The 18,325-nt window shown below is 66.1% G+C and carries 9 protein-coding genes; 8 read left to right on the forward strand and 1 reads right to left on the reverse strand.

What is annotated here, in order from left to right:
* Nucleotides 1-5,211 (reverse strand): endo-alpha-N-acetylgalactosaminidase family protein (locus tag LBC97_01860; GenBank protein ID MDR2564806.1); only part of this gene is annotated, 5,211 nt, incomplete at its 3' end.
* A 464-nt stretch (nt 5,212-5,675) separates the two neighbouring features.
* Between LBC97_01860 and LBC97_01865 the strand changes: the two genes are divergently transcribed.
* The 8 genes from LBC97_01865 to LBC97_01900 all read left to right on the forward strand — a co-directional run bounded on the left by LBC97_01865 (nt 5,676) and on the right by LBC97_01900 (nt 17,996).
* Nucleotides 5,676-6,995, forward strand: coding sequence for a sugar ABC transporter substrate-binding protein (locus tag LBC97_01865; GenBank protein ID MDR2564807.1), 1,320 nt, complete (start codon nt 5,676-5,678; stop codon nt 6,993-6,995).
* A gap of 90 nt (nt 6,996-7,085) precedes the next feature.
* Complete coding sequence (locus LBC97_01870; protein MDR2564808.1) at nt 7,086-8,045, forward strand: sugar ABC transporter permease; 960 nt, start codon at nt 7,086-7,088, stop codon at nt 8,043-8,045.
* Entirely contained in the window at nt 8,042-8,902 is an 861-nt protein-coding gene (locus tag LBC97_01875; protein MDR2564809.1) for a carbohydrate ABC transporter permease, read from the forward strand. The genes LBC97_01870 and LBC97_01875 overlap by 4 nt, the downstream gene beginning before the upstream one ends.
* Nucleotides 8,903-8,930: 28 nt before the next feature.
* Nucleotides 8,931-11,174, forward strand: a complete 2,244-nt coding sequence (gene gnpA, locus LBC97_01880) for a 1,3-beta-galactosyl-N-acetylhexosamine phosphorylase (protein MDR2564810.1) — start codon at nt 8,931-8,933, stop codon at nt 11,172-11,174.
* A gap of 837 nt (nt 11,175-12,011) precedes the next feature.
* The gene (locus tag LBC97_01885; GenBank protein ID MDR2564811.1) at nt 12,012-13,034 is read left to right on the forward strand and encodes an FHA domain-containing protein; all 1,023 of its coding nucleotides are present in this window, start codon (nt 12,012-12,014) and stop codon (nt 13,032-13,034) included.
* On the forward strand, nt 13,031-15,838 hold the full coding sequence (locus LBC97_01890; GenBank protein ID MDR2564812.1) for an FtsW/RodA/SpoVE family cell cycle protein: 2,808 nt from the start codon (nt 13,031-13,033) through the stop codon (nt 15,836-15,838). The genes LBC97_01885 and LBC97_01890 overlap by 4 nt, the downstream gene beginning before the upstream one ends.
* 563 nt (nt 15,839-16,401) lie before the next feature.
* Nucleotides 16,402-16,911 (forward strand): hypothetical protein, encoded by a 510-nt coding sequence (locus tag LBC97_01895; GenBank protein ID MDR2564813.1) that lies wholly within the window; start codon nt 16,402-16,404, stop codon nt 16,909-16,911.
* 44 nt (nt 16,912-16,955) lie between these two features.
* Entirely contained in the window at nt 16,956-17,996 is a 1,041-nt protein-coding gene (locus tag LBC97_01900; GenBank protein MDR2564814.1) for a hypothetical protein, read from the forward strand.
* Nucleotides 17,997-18,325: the final 329 nt, after the last annotated feature.

An 18,325-nucleotide genomic window follows, 5' to 3' on the forward strand; every position in this document is an offset into this window, starting at 1 on the left:
GTGTTCCCCGCCGCCCGGCTGCCCCCCGCCGCCGGGGTGTTCGCCGCCGGGTGGGTCTACGCCGCCGGGTTGGTCGCCGCCGCCGGGTTGGTCGCCGCCGCCGGGTTGGTCGCCGCCGCCGGGCTGGTCCCCGCCACCAGGCTCATCGCCGCCGCCGGGTTGGTCGCCGCCGCCGGGTTGGTCGCCGCCGCCGGGTTGGTCCCCGCCGCCGGGTTGGTCCCCGCCGCCGGGTTGGTCGCCGCCGCCGGGCTGGTCTCCGCCGCCTGGTTGATCCCCGCCGCCGGGTTGGTCGCCGCCGCCGGGCTGGTCCCCGCCGCCGGGTTGGTCGCCGCCGCCGGATTTGGCCCTGACTTCGAAGACGCCCGTGGCGGCCACTTCGCCGTCCACCATGGCCTGGACCGTGTGCGGGCCCGTGGCCAGGTCGTCCGGGATGGTGCCCGTGACCGTGCCGGTGCCGTCAGCCGCGATCGCCGTGGAGCCCAACACCACCGTGTCGGAGTGGATCACCACTGTGACCTGGTCGCCGGCGGTGAAACCGGTCAGGTCCACCGTCAACTGGGCACCCTGTTCAACCGAACTGGCATGGGACATCGCGGGCACGGCCGGCGGCTGGCAGGAAGACGGGTCGTCCTCGGCCCGCTCGGCGGGCGGGAAGCCCGCCTCGTCCAGGGTGGTCGAACCGTACAAGCGGACCTCGGCCGCCGAGCCGTAACCGCCGCCCGACTTCTCGGTCAACTCGACCAGGCGCACATATTGGGCCTGGACGGCGGTGAACATGACCACCTGCATGGCCCGGCTGTCACCCGTGTCGAAGGCGCCCGCTTTGGCTTCAGTCCAGTTTGAGCCGTCCAGCGACACTTGGATCTTGTAATTCTTGATCCAGCCGTTGTTGCCGGACTGCCGAGGTTGGTAGCCCAGCCCCTTGACCGTTCCGACCACGCCAAGATCGAGTTGCAGCCAGTGGTTGTCCTTGGCGCCGCCGGACCACTTGGTGTGCCAGATGGTGGACGGGTCGCCGTCAACGGCGTTGGACGCCGGCCCTTCAGCACCGGAAGTCGACTGCTGCTCGTCCGCGGTCGCCTTCAAGGTCGCGGACGGGATCACCCCGTCCAACCCGACCGCGGCGTCAACGCCAGACCGCGCGACCTTGACCGCGCAGCCGTTGAAATAGGTCGCGTCGAATTCGAACGGCACACTGGTCCCGGCCGCTTCGACCGGCACTTTCACCAGCCACGAAGTCTTGGCCGTGGCGCCGGGGGCGACCGAATCGAAGTGGTTGCCGTTCTCCTGGGCCACCTCGACCGTCCACTCTTCCGGCAGGCCGATCAAGCGCATGACCAGGTTCTGGGCCGCAGTCGCCTCGACGTTCGTGAACGAGGTGGTGATCCGGTTCGAGCCGGGGCTCAAGAAAGCGCCGTCCGGGGATTGCAGAACCGCGCACACCGCAGGCTGATCGGATTCTCCCAGGTCAACAATCTTGAAGTTGTCCAGCATGAAGTCGGCTTTGTCGTTCTCGGCGGTGAGCTTGCGCAGCCCAACCCACGGGTCGCCGCAACCGGCCACGTATTCCTCCACGTGGTCTGCGGTCTGAACCGGATTGACGGTCGCGGCCAACGGCGTCACCAAGAGCTCCGTGGAACTGAGGAACCCGCCGCCAACCTTGTCCACGCCACGCACCCAGGCGTACGTGTTCGGGAAGGACGTCTGGTAGTCGAACTCGACCCGGACCTTGTGCCCCGCCGGAATGGTCACCGTGGACGGCACGGTCCGGTAGACCAGGCCGGCCCGCTCCTCATGAGACTTGAGCGAGTAAAGACCGTCGATGACGTCGTCGACCGCCAGGCCCTTTTGCGGCCCGGTGGTGAACGGCTGGTTCTTGTTCTTCCACTCGTGCTGGGTGAACGGCTCGTTCAGTTTCGAGATGACGGTGCGCGGGTCGGTTTGGCCGCCGGCGTCGCCGTGGATGAACGGTCCCCAACCGGGCTGGTTGCCCTCGAAGTCGGCCCAAACCAACTCGGTGCCAACCGCCGTGGTCCCGGAGGCGACCCGCGTGGTGTCCGCGAAAACGCGGGCGTCGTCCAACAACACGCGCGCCGCGCCAGCCTTCGCGGAAACCTTCGCCGTCACCTCGCCGGAGTCGGGAGCGGTGAAGTGGACAACCGCGCGCTGCCCGTAGGTTTGGACGCGCGCGTCTGCGGCAATCAGGTTCTTCAGCGGCGAGATGTCGAAGGTCCGCTGGGTGCCGCCGGCCGCAATGGTGACTGCGCGGCGTTGGCCCTTTTCAATCTCGACGTCAATCCCGAACGTGTAGCGTCCGCCCGGCTGCAGGCCCTTGACGGTCTGAGAAATCGAAGAGTTCTCAGCGCCCAGCAGAACCACGTTGTCGCCTTTGTCGGTTCGGGACAAAGCGGCGCCGCCGGTCGGGTTCCATTTGGCCAGCGAACCGGAGTTGAAGCCCGGGTCCGCCACGCCGTGCTCGCCAACATAGGAGGCGGCGGGCAACGCCACCGCGCCGCCCACCGGCGCGAGCACGTAGGGGACGCCCGCTTCTGCGGCGACCGTGACACTGCCGCCCTGGGCGGTCACGGTTGAGACCTTGACCCGCCCCTGATCCGTCAACTTGAACAGCTCGAAAGCGGAACCACCGGCGAACGCGCTGGTCAACGGCCAGGTGGTGGTGCCGCCCGCGGGCACGTAGAGGTACATTTTGACCGGGTTGGACGGGCTGGTCACACCGGCCGGGGTCGAGGATTCGCCCCACGGCAGGAGATAAGAGTCGCCGCGGGCCACAACCGCGCCGTCCATTTTGACGACGCGCTGGCCGTCCTCTATAGCGGCGGTCACTTCGACCTGGCCGTCGCTCAGGGACGCCGTCTTGTCGACGTCCCATTCCATCAACTCGTAGTGCTGGAGGAACTTGGTCACAACGTTGTTCGCCCAGATGTTCTTGTAGAAGTCGTTCCAGGAGCTGTGCCCGGTCCAGCCTTCGAAGTCCACGATCGCGGTGCCGCCCAGCAGCGGGTCGGTGTTCCAGATGTCGCGGTCGGTGTTGGCTATGAACCGCAGCATGTCGGAGTTCAGGCCCTTGTTGGTCTTGCCGCCGTAGTTCTTGTCGGCCGACCAGTGCGACCAGGTGGAGGTGCCCTCAAAGGCGTAGGACCATTCGGACGCGACTTCGAACCCGATCCCTTGGGAGGGTGCCCACAGGTTCTTGACCAGCGCGTCTGAGACCCAGCCGGAGGAAAGGTAGCCGTCAATGTAGACGCCGTCCAGTTGGGGCGATTCGTCCCTGAGCTCCTTCAGACGGTCGAGGGCCTGGCCGGACGCCAGGTCGTAGGTCTGGTCGATCGACACTTCTGCGCCCAGCCAGTTCCACCCCAGGCCCTGGCCTTTGATCAGATCTTCGGCGAAGTGGTTCGCCTCCGGGTAGGCGCCGGACAGGTTGACGTGGACCGCGAAGTCGGCGTTGTACTTCTTGCCCTCCGCGATCAGGTGGTTGAACTCCTCCAGGCCGCCGGCGCGGACATTGAAGTTGCCGCCGTAATCCGGGTGGGCCGAGTCGTGGCCTTCGGCCTGGTAGCCCTTCTCCAGCACCCACTGGCCCAAGCCGTCCGTGGTCATGGCGATCCGCTGGATGTTGTCCAAAGTCTTGCGGAACGGGTTGGTCGCGGTGGCCCCGAAGTTGAACGGGATGCGCTGAACCACGCGGTCCGCCACCCGTTCGTGCCCCAGCGGGCGCTCCATCAGCGAGCGGTAGACAATGGCGCCGTCCTGCCAGTCGGTAACGCCGTTCTTGTTCCCCGCCTCGTCCGTGGCCAGCAGAATTGTGGCGCGCGGCAGTTCGTAGGGGATCACACGGGGGTCGGGGTTGGCCGGCGGGTCCGCCGTGCTCGCGGCCTTTGCCCAGACCGTCCACGGCCCAACCCACAGCCCGGCTTGCACCACGCCGGCGCCGGCCGCGCTGATCCGCGTCTCCAGGCGATGGTCCCAGCCGCCGCCGTTCTCCTCGCGCATGTCGCCGGTCGCGTTCGTGATGATTGAGCCGGTCAGCCCGCCGCCCGTGATGAACCCGTAAGGCGTCCCCACAACGGCGCCGTCCGGTTTGGCGGACCCGGTGATCTTGATGTAGGCGTCGGATTTGACGGTCGAGTCGGCCGAGATGACCGTCCGGTCAAGCTCCGCGTCGCCTTGGTCGGAGGTCACCGTCAGCAGGCGATGGTCCGGGATCGCGATTTGGTCCACAAGGTTGGCCTTCGCGCCCTCGATCTTGTCGATGGTGAACTCGACCGTGTTGTCGTCTTTCACCGCGATCGTCGAGGTGATCGCCAGGTTGTCCAGTTCCGCCAGTGTGGACTTCCAAGTCGCCGATGCCGTCGTCGAGCTTTCCAGCACCGTGGTGGCCGTGTAGTCCTTCATTGAGCCGCGCGGGCCGATCGAGAAGGTGTCCAGGACGGCGTCTTGCCCCGCCATGGTCTTGGCACCCAGTTCGTATTCGACCACCTGCGGGAACTCCTCGGCGACCGTCACCTTCAGGCCCTTGCCGTTGGTCAGCTCTTTGGGCGTGGCCGTTGTCACCGGCGGGCCGGGCGGCTGGGTTGGCGTAGTGTCGCCTATGGCCATGGCCCTAAGTTCGCCGATCGCTGCCACCCAGCTGGTGTTGTAGGTGCTGGCCGCCTCGAACTTGACGTAGCGGCCTTTGACGGGCGCGGCGAAGTCCACCGGGTAAACCACAGAGTGCGCGCTGGGGCGGTTGGTTGAGCCGTAGTCCATGGTGCCCTCGGCCACCGGGGCGTCCCAGCCGTCGTTCGTCTCGGCCACCGTCTTGTCGTCGGTCACGTAGACCGCGTAGTCCTTGATCGGGCCGTTGTTTTGGGCTTTGACCGAGTAGAGCACGCCGGTCAGGTCGAAGCTGCCGCCCACGTCAATGGTGACCCAGGCCGGCAGCGTGCACTGCCCGCCGGTGGGGCAGAGGCAGCTCCACTGCGAGGTGTAGTCGCCGTCGATGGCGCCCAACGCCGTGCCGTCTTTGTAGCCGGGTCCCGGCCAGGGGGCGGATTCGCTGGAAAACGCCACCACGGCGTACTGCTTGTAGTCAATCTCGTGAGGTATGGGGTCAGCCAGTGCGGGCATGGCGCCGGCCAAAATGACCGTCAGTGTTGTGGCGCCGGCCGCCAGGCTGCGGCGGAGCCGCCGTCCCGTGGTCCCTGTCATGTAATCCACTCCGTCGTAGGTAGATCGCGCCTGGGGCCACGCTGCGAACTGAACAGGCTCGAAACTACAGCCCTTGATCGTTTTCGTCAAATCTGCTCGCGTACGCGCACACTTGCTCGCGGCGATTCGTCGGTGAATCTGCGTGGCGGTGAGTGATTTTGTGGTTTGGATCACATTTTGGCCGGCTCGAACACGCCCGCGAGCCCTTGTCGGGCACCGTCTGGCCGCCGAACTGGCCGCTGCGACTAGGTTAAACGGACCTGTGACCAACATCACAGGCGAAAACCGCTCAATCCGCTTGACGCCGTGCTTGGCCCTGCGCAAGTATTGCTTACGGCTGCTCTATCTTGCCGTGAATCGCGCGTAATCGCTCACGACGTCCTAGGCGGCATTTGGACAAATGAAGCTCGGTGCGGGCCGCCGGTTTTCACGTCGGCTAGGGTCCGCTTCCGGAAGGAGAAACAATGAGGTTATCGGGGAAGGCCGCCGCAGTCATCGCTGGAACAGCTGTGCTCACGCTCAGCCTGGCCGCGTGCGGCGGAACAAAAGAAAACGAAACGGGTAACAACAAGACGCCGGCCAAGGGCGGCGAACCCGTCACGGTCACCTGGTGGGGTTGGGCGCCGGGCTACGAGGCGGCAGCGGGGGCGTTCAACGCCGCCCACAAGGATGTTCAAATCAAGTTCGAGCAGATCAGCTCCGGCAGCCAGGGCGGCTACGACAAAATGTTGACCGCGGTCAAGGCGGGCAACGCGCCCTGCCTGGGCCAGGTGGGCGCGGAGACATTCACCAGCTTCCTGGCCCAAGGCGCCCTCGAGGACGTCAGCCAATACGTCACCAGTGCCAAGGACGACTTCCCAGAGGCGGCCTGGAAGACCGTCTCGCTGGGCGACAAGATCTACGGCATCCCGGTCGACTCCGGCACCATGGGCATGTTCTACCGCGCGGACCTGTTCGAACAGTTCGGCCTGACCGTGCCGACCACCTGGGACGAGTTCAAGGCCGCGGGCCAGAAACTGCACGCCGCGGACGCCACCAAGTACATCGCCAACCTGCCCACCGACGCCTACAACTTCTCGGGCTACTCCTGGCAGGCCGGCGCGCGCTGGTTCTCCGCCGCCGATGACGCCTGGCAGGTCACAATCGACTCGTCCGCCAACATCAAGGTCGCCGACTTCTGGCAGTCGATGGTGGACGAGGGAATTGTCTCCACATTCCCCAGCTGGGACGCCGCCCTCAACGCCGCCTGGTCTGACGGCACCGTCCTGGCCGAGGTCGGCGCGGTCTGGACCGCCGGCATCCTCGAGAGCGAGGCCAAGAATTCGGCTGGCAAGTGGGCCGTCGCCCCAATGCCCCGGTGGGCCGGGTCGGACGAGGTCGGCAACGTGGGCGGTTCGCCCAACGCCGTGCTGAAGGGATGCAAGAACCCGAAGGAGGCCGCCGAGGCCGCCCTCTGGCTGTCGACCAACGCCGACTCCCTCAACCTGATGATCAACGAGGGCGGGCTCTACCCGGCCTCGACAGCGGGCCAGGCGCTCCCGGTCATGAAGGAAGGCCGCGAGTTCTTTGGCGGCCAGGCGATCTTTGAGGTCTTCGCCAAGGAGTCAGCCAAGGTCAACCCGGATTGGCAGTGGGGACCGGTCATGACCGTGACCAGCTCCGCGCTGGCGGACGGCCTGGGCAAGGTCGCCAACAAGTCCGGCACCGTCGCGGACGCGTTCAAGTCGGCGCAGACAAAGACGGTCGATGAGATCGAGGCGCAGGGTTACGCCCTGAAGAAGTAACGCCCAACCAACCGGGGGCGGGACGGCCGTTCAAGCGGTGTCCCGCCCCCGGCCCTTATCAGACCCGGTCCGGATCGAAAGGTGAGACCTGTGGCTGTGATTACCAAAGCGCCCCCTGGGCCGCTCGCGAACGCCGGCCCCGTGCGCCGACCCCGGCGCGCGGGCCACCGGACTGCCCGCACCGCCATCCGCCGTGCTTGGCCGTTCGCGCTGCCCTTCCTGGCCCTGTTCCTGGCCGTCTACATAATCCCAATTTGCTATTCCGTCTATCAGTCGCTCTTCACCGTCTCCCGCTCCGGCCTGGGGTTGACCGCGGCAGAGCCGAAGTTCGCCTGGTTCGCCAACTACGCCAGGGCCTTTGAGGACCCGGCGTTCATGGGCTCGCTTGGCCGGGTCCTGTTCATCGGCGTGATCCAAGTGCCCGTGATGCTGGTCCTGGCATTGGTGCTGGCCTTGTTCATCGACTCGAAGATCGCGCCCGGTACCAAGGCGTACCGGATCATCTACTTCCTGCCCTACGCCCTGCCCGGAGTGATCGCCGGCCTGATGTGGTCGTTCCTCTACGCCCCCAGCCTCTCCCCCATAGTGCGGGGCTTTGAGGCGCTCGGCTGGAACGTCGACTTCACACGGGACGGCGTGCTGCCGTTCTCCATCATGAACATCCTGACCTGGGCCTGGACCGGCTACAACATGATCATCATCTACTCCTCGCTGCAGTCCATCCCGCCCGAGGTCATCGAGGCGGCCGCGATCGACGGCTGCTCCGGCTGGAACGCGGCCTGGAAGATCAAGGTGCCCATGGTGCGGCCCGCGATCATCCTGACGGCGGTCTTCTCAATCATCGGCACCGCCCAGCTCTACAACGAGCCGGTCACCATGAAGGCCATCGCCCCGAACCTGTCCAGCGACTACACACCCCTGATGTCGGCGCTCAAAACGCTGACGTCGAACTTCCCGTACTCGGCCACGAAGGCGGTCATCCTGGCGCTCTTCATTGGCCTGTGTTCGGCCCTGTTCTTCCGTTTGACCAGGCAGAAGGATCCGTCATGAGCCATTCGGTCACACCTTTGCAACGGATTTCGCCCACCTCCAAAGCCGTGGTCATGTTCGTCATGACCCTGTTCGCGCTGTACTGCTTGGCGCCGGTCTGGTGGCTGATAGTCGGCGCCACCAAACCGGACGGCACCTTGTTCACCGGCAGCGGCTTTTGGTTCACCGACATCTCCATAGTTGAGAACCTGCGCACCTTGTTCCAGGCCCAGAACGGCGTCTTCCTGTTCTGGATCCGCAACTCGCTGGCCTACGCCGTGGGCGGCGCGCTGGTCTCCACGTTGATCTCCGTCATGATGGGCTACGCCCTGGCCAAATACCCCTTCCCCGGAAGGGGCGCGGTGTTCGGGGCGGTGCTCGCCGCCGTCTTCATCCCGGCCCCCATCTTCGCCATCCCGCTTTACCTGATGTTCTCCGGGTCCGGCCTGATCAACACCTTCTGGTCCGTTTTCATCCCGTGCATCGTCAGCCCGTTCGGCGTCTACCTCTCCCGCATCTACGCGGCCGAATCGGTGCCGGACGAGGTGATCGAGGCCGGGCGGATCGACGGCGCCGGCGAACTGCGGATCTTCTTCAAGGTCGGCATCAAGATGATGGCGCCCGCCATGCTGACCATCTTCTTGTTCCAGTTCGTCTCGATCTGGACCAACTACCTGCTCCCGTCGCTGATGTTGGCGGACGCCCGGCTCCAGCCGGTCACGGTCGGCCTGATCGCCTGGCAGCAGTTGCGCGGCAATCCGGTGGGCTATTCGACGGTTGTGACCGGCGCCTTGGTGTCCGTCCTGCCGATCGTCATCTTGTTCCTGTCGCTGCAGAGCTTCTGGTCCAAGGGCCTGGCCGCGGGAGCCATCAAGTAAGAAACCGCCGAACCGAGAGGCCAGCAACGTGGACAACACCCACACCGAACCAGTCGACCAGCCCGGTTCCGCCCACGCCCCCGCCCGCCGCTCCGAAGGCCGCGTCACCCTGCCGACCGAAGTCGGCGCGGAGGCGGCATGCTACGAGTTGCTGGAGGCTTTGGGGGCCGATGCCGTCCGGAACTCCGACGGCACCGAAGTGCCTCCCGAGTTGCGCGACCTGGGTTTGGCCGTCTACTCGAAGTATTTCGTCAACCGCGGCGACCGCGCCTGGGCCGGCGCCCACCCGGACCAGGTGCAGGAGCTGTACCTGCTGTCCCGCCCGGTCACCGCGACCGCCGCCGAGCTCGAACTGGAGCCGCTGGCGGGCTTCTACCACGAGCAGTTCAGGGTGGACCTTGAGCACTACCCGAAAACTTGGTGGGAGGTGCGGGACCGGACGGACGGCATCGTGCACCCGGTGGACGGCTGGAGCGTGGACGTGGCGGACTGTCCGGGCGGGCAGGGCGAGCCGAAAGTGACGGTGAGGGTGACCGGAGCCCAGCCGTACCACGAGTACACCGTCGCTTTCCTGGCGTGGAACATCTGGGAGCCCGTCCAGATGTACAACCACCTGACGAACAGTTGGGGCGACAAGCCGCACGACCCGGCCTACGACAACTTCCACGCCGAAACCCGCGAGCACAATCTGGCCAAGCTGCGGACGTGGCTGGCGGACAACCCCAAGACCACCGTGGTGCGCTTCACCACGTTCTTTTACCAATTCACGTTGATCTACAACGACCAGGCGGAAGAGAAGCACGTGGACTGGTTCGGGTACGCCGCCACCGTGTCGCCGGCCGCGCTGACCCAGTTCGAGGAGGAGTTCGGGTACCGGCTGACGCCGGAGGACTTCGTTGACGAGGGCTACTACCACGCGACCGGGCGGCCGCTCACGCCGCGCTGGCGGGACTGGCTGGCGTTTGTCCGCCGGGTGGTGACGGCGGGAGCGAAAGAGCTGGTCGCGGAGGTGCATCAGGCCGGGCGCGAGGCGATGATGTTCTTGGGCGACCAATGGATCGGCACAGAGCCGTACGGGCCGGATTTCGCGTCGATCGGGCTGGACGCCGTGGTCGGTTCGGTGGGGGACGGCGCCACTTTGCGGATGATCGCGGACATCCCCGGCGTCCGGTACACGGAGGGGCGGCTGCTGCCGTACTTCTTCCCGGACGTGTTCCGGCCGGGCGGGGACCCGGCGGGCGAGGCGCTTTCGTCCTGGCTGCGGGCTCGGCGGGCCATGTTGCGGCATCCCGTGGACCGGATTGGGTACGGGGGGTATCCGTCGCTGGCGGCCGCCTACCCGGATTTTGTGGCGGTGGCCGCGCGGGTCGCGTCCGAATTCCGGGAGATCCATTCGCGTTCCCAGGGGGAACGGCCGTGGACCCAGGGCGGCCGGGTCGCGGTGTTGAACGAATGGGGTCCGCTGCGGGCGTGGCTGGCCTACACGGTGGCGCACGGCAAGCCGTACCGGTTCACGGAGCCTTATGCCGGGCTGCTGGAGGCGCTGGCCGGGTTGCCGTTCGATGTGACCTGGCTGAGTTTCGCCGAGGTCCTAGCTGATGGCGTGCCGGATGACGTGGGCTGCGTGATCAACGCGGGGCCGGCGGGGACCTCGTTTTCCGGCGGCCCGGTGTGGGCGGATTCGTCTTTGGTGTCTTTGCTGCGGTCCTGGACCGCCGCCGGCGGCTTCTTCCTGGGGGTGGGACAGCCGTCTGCGCTGGTCAGAGGCGGGCGGACCTTCCAATTGGGGGACGTGTTGGGGGTTGACCAAGAGGTCGGGTTCTCGCTGTCCACGAACTGGTATCCCCGGCTTGACCCGTTGCACTGGGTCGCCTCGGACGCGCCGGCGGACCTGGACTTGCCCGATTCGGTCCGCTTTGTCCACGCCTCCGAGCTGGGTGCGACGGTGGTGCGGCAGGATCGCGGCGACGTGCAACTGGCGGTCAACGAGTACGGCGCGGGCCGCTCGGCGTATTTGGCGGGCCTGCCCTACTCAGCCGTGAACGCGCGGCTGGCGCACCGCGTCCTGCTGTGGGGCATGCGCTTGAACGCTCCCGCGGTCCCGTTCCTCCCGGACAACGTCAATGTGGAGGTGGCGGCCTATCCGGGCGCAGGCTGGCTGGCGGCGTCCAACAACACCGACTCCCCCCAACAAGCGACTTTCACAACCCCGTCCGGTGCCACCCACCGGGTCTCGCTCCCCCCAGCGGCCATAACCTGGCTCCCCCTCTAAGGACCAATGTCGCGGGGACGGTCCTTTTCGTCAAAACGCCGGGGCCGGACGTGCGCGGCTAGCACCGGACGCGGCCCCCGCAGCAACGTCGCGTCCTCGAGAGAGGCACCGGCGCCGCAGAGAGCAGTTTTCAATGCCGCCGATGCCGTCTGGTCGCCTCTCCCGGCACCTTCCGGGTGTTCCACATCCCTTCATGGAGGCGAGGGGGTTGTCTGATGTGTCATGACGTTGGTGGACGGTCGATTTGGCCCCACTGCGCGGAAAAGCTCATGCCCGGCCGAGCTTCTCGGGGCTGGCCGCCACCTTGATGTCGCGACACCGGCGCACGCCAGGTTGACCCTGGGCGTGCAGTCGCTACTGCCGAGCGGCGCCCATCCGATGAGCTGGACGTCAGGTGCCAGCCACAACAGGAAGGGCACTGGTATACCCGTCGCTCAAGGCGCCTGGATTCCAATCCGAGCGTGGCAGCAACCTGGCGCTCGTACTTGATTCCCAAGAGCGCTTCTTTGGCCGCGGAAACGTCCGGGTAGCGGACCTTCGAGCCAGCTGAGCAACGGTCCACGCGCGGCGCGCGGTGGGCCGGACTGGGCGCCAGCCAGACGCGATCCCGGCTTTCCGTGGATCGCCGAGCCGCACGCTTCGGCCGTTGCGGTCTCATACTGTCGTTGGCCATGGGTTTCTCCTTCATCGTCGGTCCCGGTTCGCAGCCACGGTAGGCCGGGCCTGGGGGACTACCAATGCGCGGCGTCCCTGGGGACGCGTCAACTCGCCCCGAGGGCGGCCCGCGCGTTGACTGATGCCGCTGGCACCCGGCCAGCACCCACGAAAGGAACACCGATGGAAAAGGTCCCCGGCACCACCCACACGCTCTGGCTTCTGTTGCTGGTGGCAGCAATAGCCGCAGTGGTCTTCTATTTCCGTTCGAATAGGGAGGGGCACCGTCCCCTTCTTCCCCATCTCGGGATCAATACACCGCAAATCAAGAGCTTGACCGAATTCATAGCCGAGCGGGCTGTCGACTGGATTCGGGACTACGCCGCCGACCCCCAAATCCCGGTGCCCACCCTCTACACGCACGTTCTGGTAGATCCTGACCACGGGGCGGTGCTGCGATCGTCAAAACGCCAGGTCAACGAACGGCTCCACGACCTGATTCGCGACCTAGGCGACAAGGCGGCGGCACCGAGAGGGTCGACTTTCGCGGGAGCCGACGTCGTGGTGCTGGAGGTCTCAGACGGACCCGTGGGCACTAAGCCCGATGTGTACCTGTCAGCGGATCCGAGCCAGAGGCCCCGCTGGAACCGCGCGGGCAGCCCCGCCCGGCAGGTCGCCGCCGACGCGCCGCCGATGCCGTCGTTTCCGGCCTCGGAGAAGGTCGCGGACTCGGCGACAGGGACCGCGACCCCGGGCTTCGCCACCGCCTACTCCCCGCCTGCCCCGTCCCACGCCCCCAGCGCGGTCAGCACGCCGAACGATTCGGTCGGCATTGTCGTCACGTCTCCCCGCGTCAGGGCGTCCGAATCAACCAACGGCCTTGTCACCGCAGTCGTGACCGAGCCTGGGCGGGAACCCGCCTGCTACACATTGGAGCCCGGCCGCACGGTACGTGTCGGCCGGTCGCCGGCCTGCGAAATCCCGGTTGCGGCTTACTACGCATCCCGCGATCACGCCGCGCTGACGCTGGAGGACGACGTGCTCACAGTCACCGACCACTCGAGCGGCGGCCTGTGGCTGGAGAGGAACGGCTCTGGCTGGGTCAAGCTCTCAGGAACATCCAGGCTGGCCCTGCCAATCCGCTTGTCCTGCGACTGCGATGGCGAGCTGGCGATCACCCTTGCACCGCTGTCTCACCGGCCATGAGTTCCAAGCAATCGATCTGGGGGCCGCCATTGGCCGCAGCGTTCGCGGGGTTCGCGGCCGCCGCCTCCCTGGCCGGGGCGGATGGTTCGTTGAGGGCCGGGTTTGGCATGCTCGTGGCGACGGGTGGCCTGGCGGTAGGAACCGTAGCGAGACCGTTCACCTACCAAGTCATCGCACTGTTCGGGGCCGGCGGAGCGACCGCTGGCCTTCAAACTCGTTTTGGCCACGATCTTGCCAAGGAAATCGTGATGTACGTGGCGGTGGCGCTGGTCGCCTGTGCCTGCGGCACAGGTGGCTGCCGCCTTGTGTGGAGGTCTCGAATAGACGATGGATCCTGGCGGATGAAAGTCGGCTGCACGCTGATCGCCGCCGCCACAGCGCTGCGGTTCGGGCTCGTGACGGCTCTGGCGCTGCCCTCGGGTTACCGATGGGACCGCATCAAGACAGGGTTCCTGCCGCTGCCCGTCGCGGGAGGCATTCAGGTTGGGGAGTTCACCCGGATCGCCTTGGTGGTTGGCGCGGCGCTGGTGGCGGGCGTGTTGGCCGCCGGGGGGCGATCTGGGCTCGGGAATCCCCTGCCGAAGGCGGCGACGCTGCTCTTCGCGGTCTACGTTGTCTGCGGAATGGCGCTGGACACCGGCCCGACCGCCATCACGCTCCTGGCGTGCGGTGTTGCGACCTGGACGGCTGTCCGCGCCCGTCAGCCCGCTGATTCCGAACCGCCAGGCCGCCGTCGAACGCGCTCCCCGCAACCGGTCGCTCTGACCTTGACTGCGGCCGTGGTCGCGGCAGTCGGCATCGGAGCCGTAACGTCTTCAAGCACTGTCAGTGCGCGGCTCGCCGACTGGCGGGCCGCAGACCTGTCCACCGCCACTTTGCAGACCCAGATGGCCCGCATCGCCGCCGCCGAGGGCGGACTGATCGGTCGGGGATGGGGGACCGGCGCTTTCGGGTCCGGCATATATGCGGCAGATTCCGACTACGCGCTCGCTTCGATCGCAGCCGACCTCGGCCTCCTGCCCGCCTTGGGGCTGGTGGCTCTGGTGTTGGTGGCGCTGGCTCAACTAGGTGCTGCCGGTCGAGTTCGAATGCGGGCGCAAACGGAAGCGGTCACCCGCGCATTAGCGGCTCTGAGCATCACATGGTTGTTGGTAGCGGCGCTGGGCGGCCTTGGGATTCTGCCACTTACTGGGATCAGCGCCCCGTTCTTGGTGCTCAAGGGATCCTCAATCATCTCCAGTGGGTTGCTGGTCGGCGTGATCGTTGGATTCGTCCAAGGAGACACTGGCCCGGCAACTGTCCGCCACCAGGCCTGGCGCGCGCCAGTCTGGGCCAGGACGGTGGCGGCCGGGCTGGTGGTCTACGGGATAGTCATGGCTTGCCTTACCCCAAGCCGGGGCGCTCTCGCAACCTACCGGCCAATCGGCGACCTGTTGGCGCGCGACGGATCAGTTGTCGCGACGACTGGCCCCGACGAATCGCGGACCTACCCAACGCAGAGCCTATACGCCGACCTGGGAGGCAGCATCTGGGTACAGTCAGATTCGGGGCGTCGCCTCTGGTCGCGTTATGGCCTGGAGACATCCCCTCTTCTGACATGCGGCAACGAACCCGATCTCAGCGACTGGTTGGCAACTGCCATACATCCGGTGCCGTGTTTGCCTGTCGACCTGGTGTCAACAATCAGCCCAATTGCGCAGACGGCCATCTCGCGAGCCATAGCCACGTCCGACCTGCGGCCCGGCCAAGTATCCGCTGCCTACGTTGACGCCACCAACGGCGAGATTCTCGGACTGTATTCAGGAGGGGTGGCGGATCCGAATTCTCTAGAAATCGATCCTGCGGCCCCGCCTCCCGCCCCATGGCCCGCCATTGACTCGTGGCGTCTCGCCACGCCGCCCGGTTCGGCCTTCAAGCCGCTGATCATGGCGGCGGCAGTGGACCTCGGGGTGCCCACGCCGAGTCGGGCGCTCGACAGACTGGTGACCGACCCGGAGACGGGCGAGGGGATGGTCAATGCCAGCGGCGCGCGGTGCCCGGACGGTTCGGTGGGCACCGCTTTGGCGGCCTCCTGCAACACGGTGGCGGCCGACTACGCCATCGCGGCGGGTGCCGGCCGCCTGGCCGATTACGTGAACACGCATTTCGGCGCAGACTCGGAGCTTTCATACGACGTCGCGGACGTTTCCGCCCGTCCGCGCCTAACCACGGGTTTGGGATCCCTGGCAACCGCGGACGGGAACACCTCTCCGGCGCTGGCGCGCACGTCAATCGGGCAGGAGTCGGTCACCGCCAGCCCCCTGTCGTTGGCCGCCGCCTACGTGTCGTTGGTGCGGGGAACCGAGCATCCCGGCGAACCGGTGCCGTTGGCCCACCTCGCGGCAGGCGTATGCCAGGAAGGCAAGTACAGGGCCGTCAGCTGGGAACAGTTCGGCGCTAGCCCTTCGGCTGACGCATCGGCCCAGGTCCTGTCTGGGATGCGGTCTGCCATCACCGCCCCCTTCGGCACTGCGCGATCCCTAGTTCTGGGGCACCCCGAATTGAGCGGCCGCGACCTCGCCGCCAAGACAGGCACCGCCGAGGTGGCGACGGATGCCACCGGCACGGCCACAAGGGTGGACCGCTGGGCTGTCGCCGTTCTCGACTCCCGCTACGTGCTTGTGGTGAGGGTGCTAGACACTGCGGATAACACCGGCAACCCGGCTTTGGCGTTAGCCGGTAACATCTTGGCTGACACAGCGGCGATCGGCGAGTCGGTCGCCGCTTCCCCCGAATGCCCGGCGAACAGCCATTCCCCGGGATAGCTCTGAAAGGCGCAGCGATGTCCGGCCAAGATCGCCCAGCGGTCAACCTGGTGTTTCGTCTTGGCCGCGACCCCGCCCCCCGCGGCGCGCCCGAGCCAGTCAGGATTCCGTGGTCCGCAAACGGCGGGACCATCCGTGTTGGACGCCTGGCCACGCCCGCAGAGGACGCGGTGCCGCTCCTCCCCCCCGTCCAGTCCCTGGTGACAAGCAACCCCACACGCTTCCTGCGTCTTCTGGACCGAAAGACTATGGAAAACGTCCCTCGCCGTCTGCTCGGTCTCCGCGTGGTTGCAACTCGATCCGGCCACTGGGTCGAGGTGTGCGCGGCTTTCAGCAACCAAAACGAATGGGAAGCCCGCTTAACCACGTCCCTGGGCGACAAAACTTTGGATTCGGACCCAAGTGCGGACGTTTGGTATCGGTTTCCGCCCGGCGCGTCGGTCAAAGTGTACGGATCCAAGACACTAACTGACGCCGAAGGCGTCGACACATCAGTCTTGGAGGTAGAGAACGTCTCCCCGTTTGGCATCGGAGCGGGCCAGCCCCCCATTCTAACGGCGGGTGTGGCGGACAGACTGCGACCGCCCACTAAGAGGGCGATCGACCACGCGGAAGACTTCGACAACGAGTCCGGCCGCCTCACCAGACCGAAGGTGTCCTTGGCGGTGCTGGCGGCCGCCCACCGCATCGCGGCAGACACATCCAACCGCGCCACGGCCGGTGAACTGCGGACGGTCTTGGAAAACGGACCCGTCCCGGCCTGTCATTCTCGAAGGCAGTTGGAGCGGACAAGTTCGGTGCTTGGCTGGATATCGGAGCGGATACCCCGGTCTGAACTCAGTGCAGACGTGGAGACCCTGACAGGGCTCGTCCTCGACGAGCCACAGATCGCGCAATGGGCTAGGTCACCTCAAGAGCACGGCTGGACAGGCCCGAAACTCGCTCGCCACATTGGCATGCTGGCGGCCCAGGCCGGCCTGATCGAACCGTCATTGGTCGAACACTGCGAACAACAGTTACTTGGCGCCCTGGCTGAGCTTCACGCAGCCGAACCAAAAGTCCCCCGCCAATGAACCCTCTGCCCGCTGGCGCCATTCAGCCAGGCAAGTCATTCACTGTGGCCGACTATGAACTCGCAGGTTGTACCGGCACGTTGACAGGTCAACCTCTTTCTCCTTGGAATGCTGCCGACCCCCGCTCGAGGATCTGGGAAGTCGAAATAACCCTGCCCAACGGCCAGCGCCTCGACCAAGCACGCACACCAGTACTCGCCAAGATCGTCTCTATCCTCTCCTGGGATACGCACGGGGAGGCGGCCGCTTTCCAAGCGGCTTTCGAGTCCCGTCAGAATGGTTGGTCCGCGCCGCGCCATCTTGAGATCTGCCTCGGGAAAAGCTCAATCGGCAACAACACGGCGTTCATCGTCCGCCGGTACGGTCCCACCGTGGCGGACCTAATGGATCAGATCAACCAAGGCGCAGACCCCATCGACAACCGCACGGCCCTTGCAAGGGCCGTGCTGTGGTCGGGGACCCAGGCAGTGACAGAACTCAACCGGATAGAAAAGGGGATCCACCGGGACATCCACATCTCCAATATCTGTCAAATCGAACCCGCGGGCACCAGAACCCTGGGAATGGACGACTTGGTTCTGATCGACATGGGAAGGGCGTACGGGGACGCGATGAGGCAATCGGGCTTTTCGGAAGGGACGAATGTGGGGGTTCCCGCTCTTCACGTTCCCTACCTTCTGCAGATTTCGCATACCCCAACGCTCACCTCCGAAATCGGATCGGTCGCGATCGCCGCGCACGTCGTAGCCTCCGGCGGCGCCAGTCCATACTACGAGATCAGTTCAGGTGACCATCTGCAGATCCCGGACCTCAAGTTGGAATCCCGCCCGAACCGGGCACAACTGCGCGCCAGCTACGGATTCAAGGCTGACCACTCTGCGATGGCGGGGCTGGTATCCCCTGACTTTCGGGATCATCTGGGCCAGTTGATCGACGCGTTTGCCTTGGAATCTGGGTTGCCGGCGCTTGGCGACTTGCTCGCTCTAATCGGCATCCTCACCGGCCAAGACGCCATGCGCCTAAAGAAGGATTTGGGGCAACCGTCGGACTCCCTCCGGACGCCCCCAAGGCACGGCGATGTCTAGCCGAGAACCGGGAAGGCTGTCAAACCAGGAGTTCCTTGACGCCGTCAAGGAACAACTCGCGCGGCCTGGGGTGCCATCGGTTCCCGTCCGGCCGTCCGACGCCGAGCCTAACCGGCCATCGCATGCCCCCCAGCGAATGCGGCGATTCGTGGAAGCCCCAGCTGTCCCCGGCGAATCTCACCAGCCGCACCCAAAGGTCGGCGAACCCGTGCCAAGAGGGCGAGAGGCAAGAGGTGGAACGCCTTCTCCGCCCGAGGTTCCACATGAGTCTCTTGGGCCGCCTGTCGGCGACAAGGACGAGACAGCAGGGCCGAAGGCTCCCGCTCAAC

This window comes from Bifidobacteriaceae bacterium, from assembly GCA_031281585.1.
Taxonomy (GTDB): domain Bacteria; phylum Actinomycetota; class Actinomycetes; order Actinomycetales; family WQXJ01; genus JAIRTF01.

Excerpts from the sequence above, each read along its gene's own strand:
- LBC97_01885 (MDR2564811.1), top strand. The coding sequence starts at position 12,012 with ATGGAAAAGGTCCCCGGCACCACCCACACGCTCTGGCTTCTGTTGCTG.
- LBC97_01875 (MDR2564809.1), top strand. The coding sequence starts at position 8,042 with ATGAGCCATTCGGTCACACCTTTGCAACGGATTTCGCCCACCTCCAAA.
- LBC97_01890 (MDR2564812.1), top strand. The coding sequence starts at position 13,031 with ATGAGTTCCAAGCAATCGATCTGGGGGCCGCCATTGGCCGCAGCGTTC.
- LBC97_01865 (MDR2564807.1), top strand. The coding sequence starts at position 5,676 with ATGAGGTTATCGGGGAAGGCCGCCGCAGTCATCGCTGGAACAGCTGTG.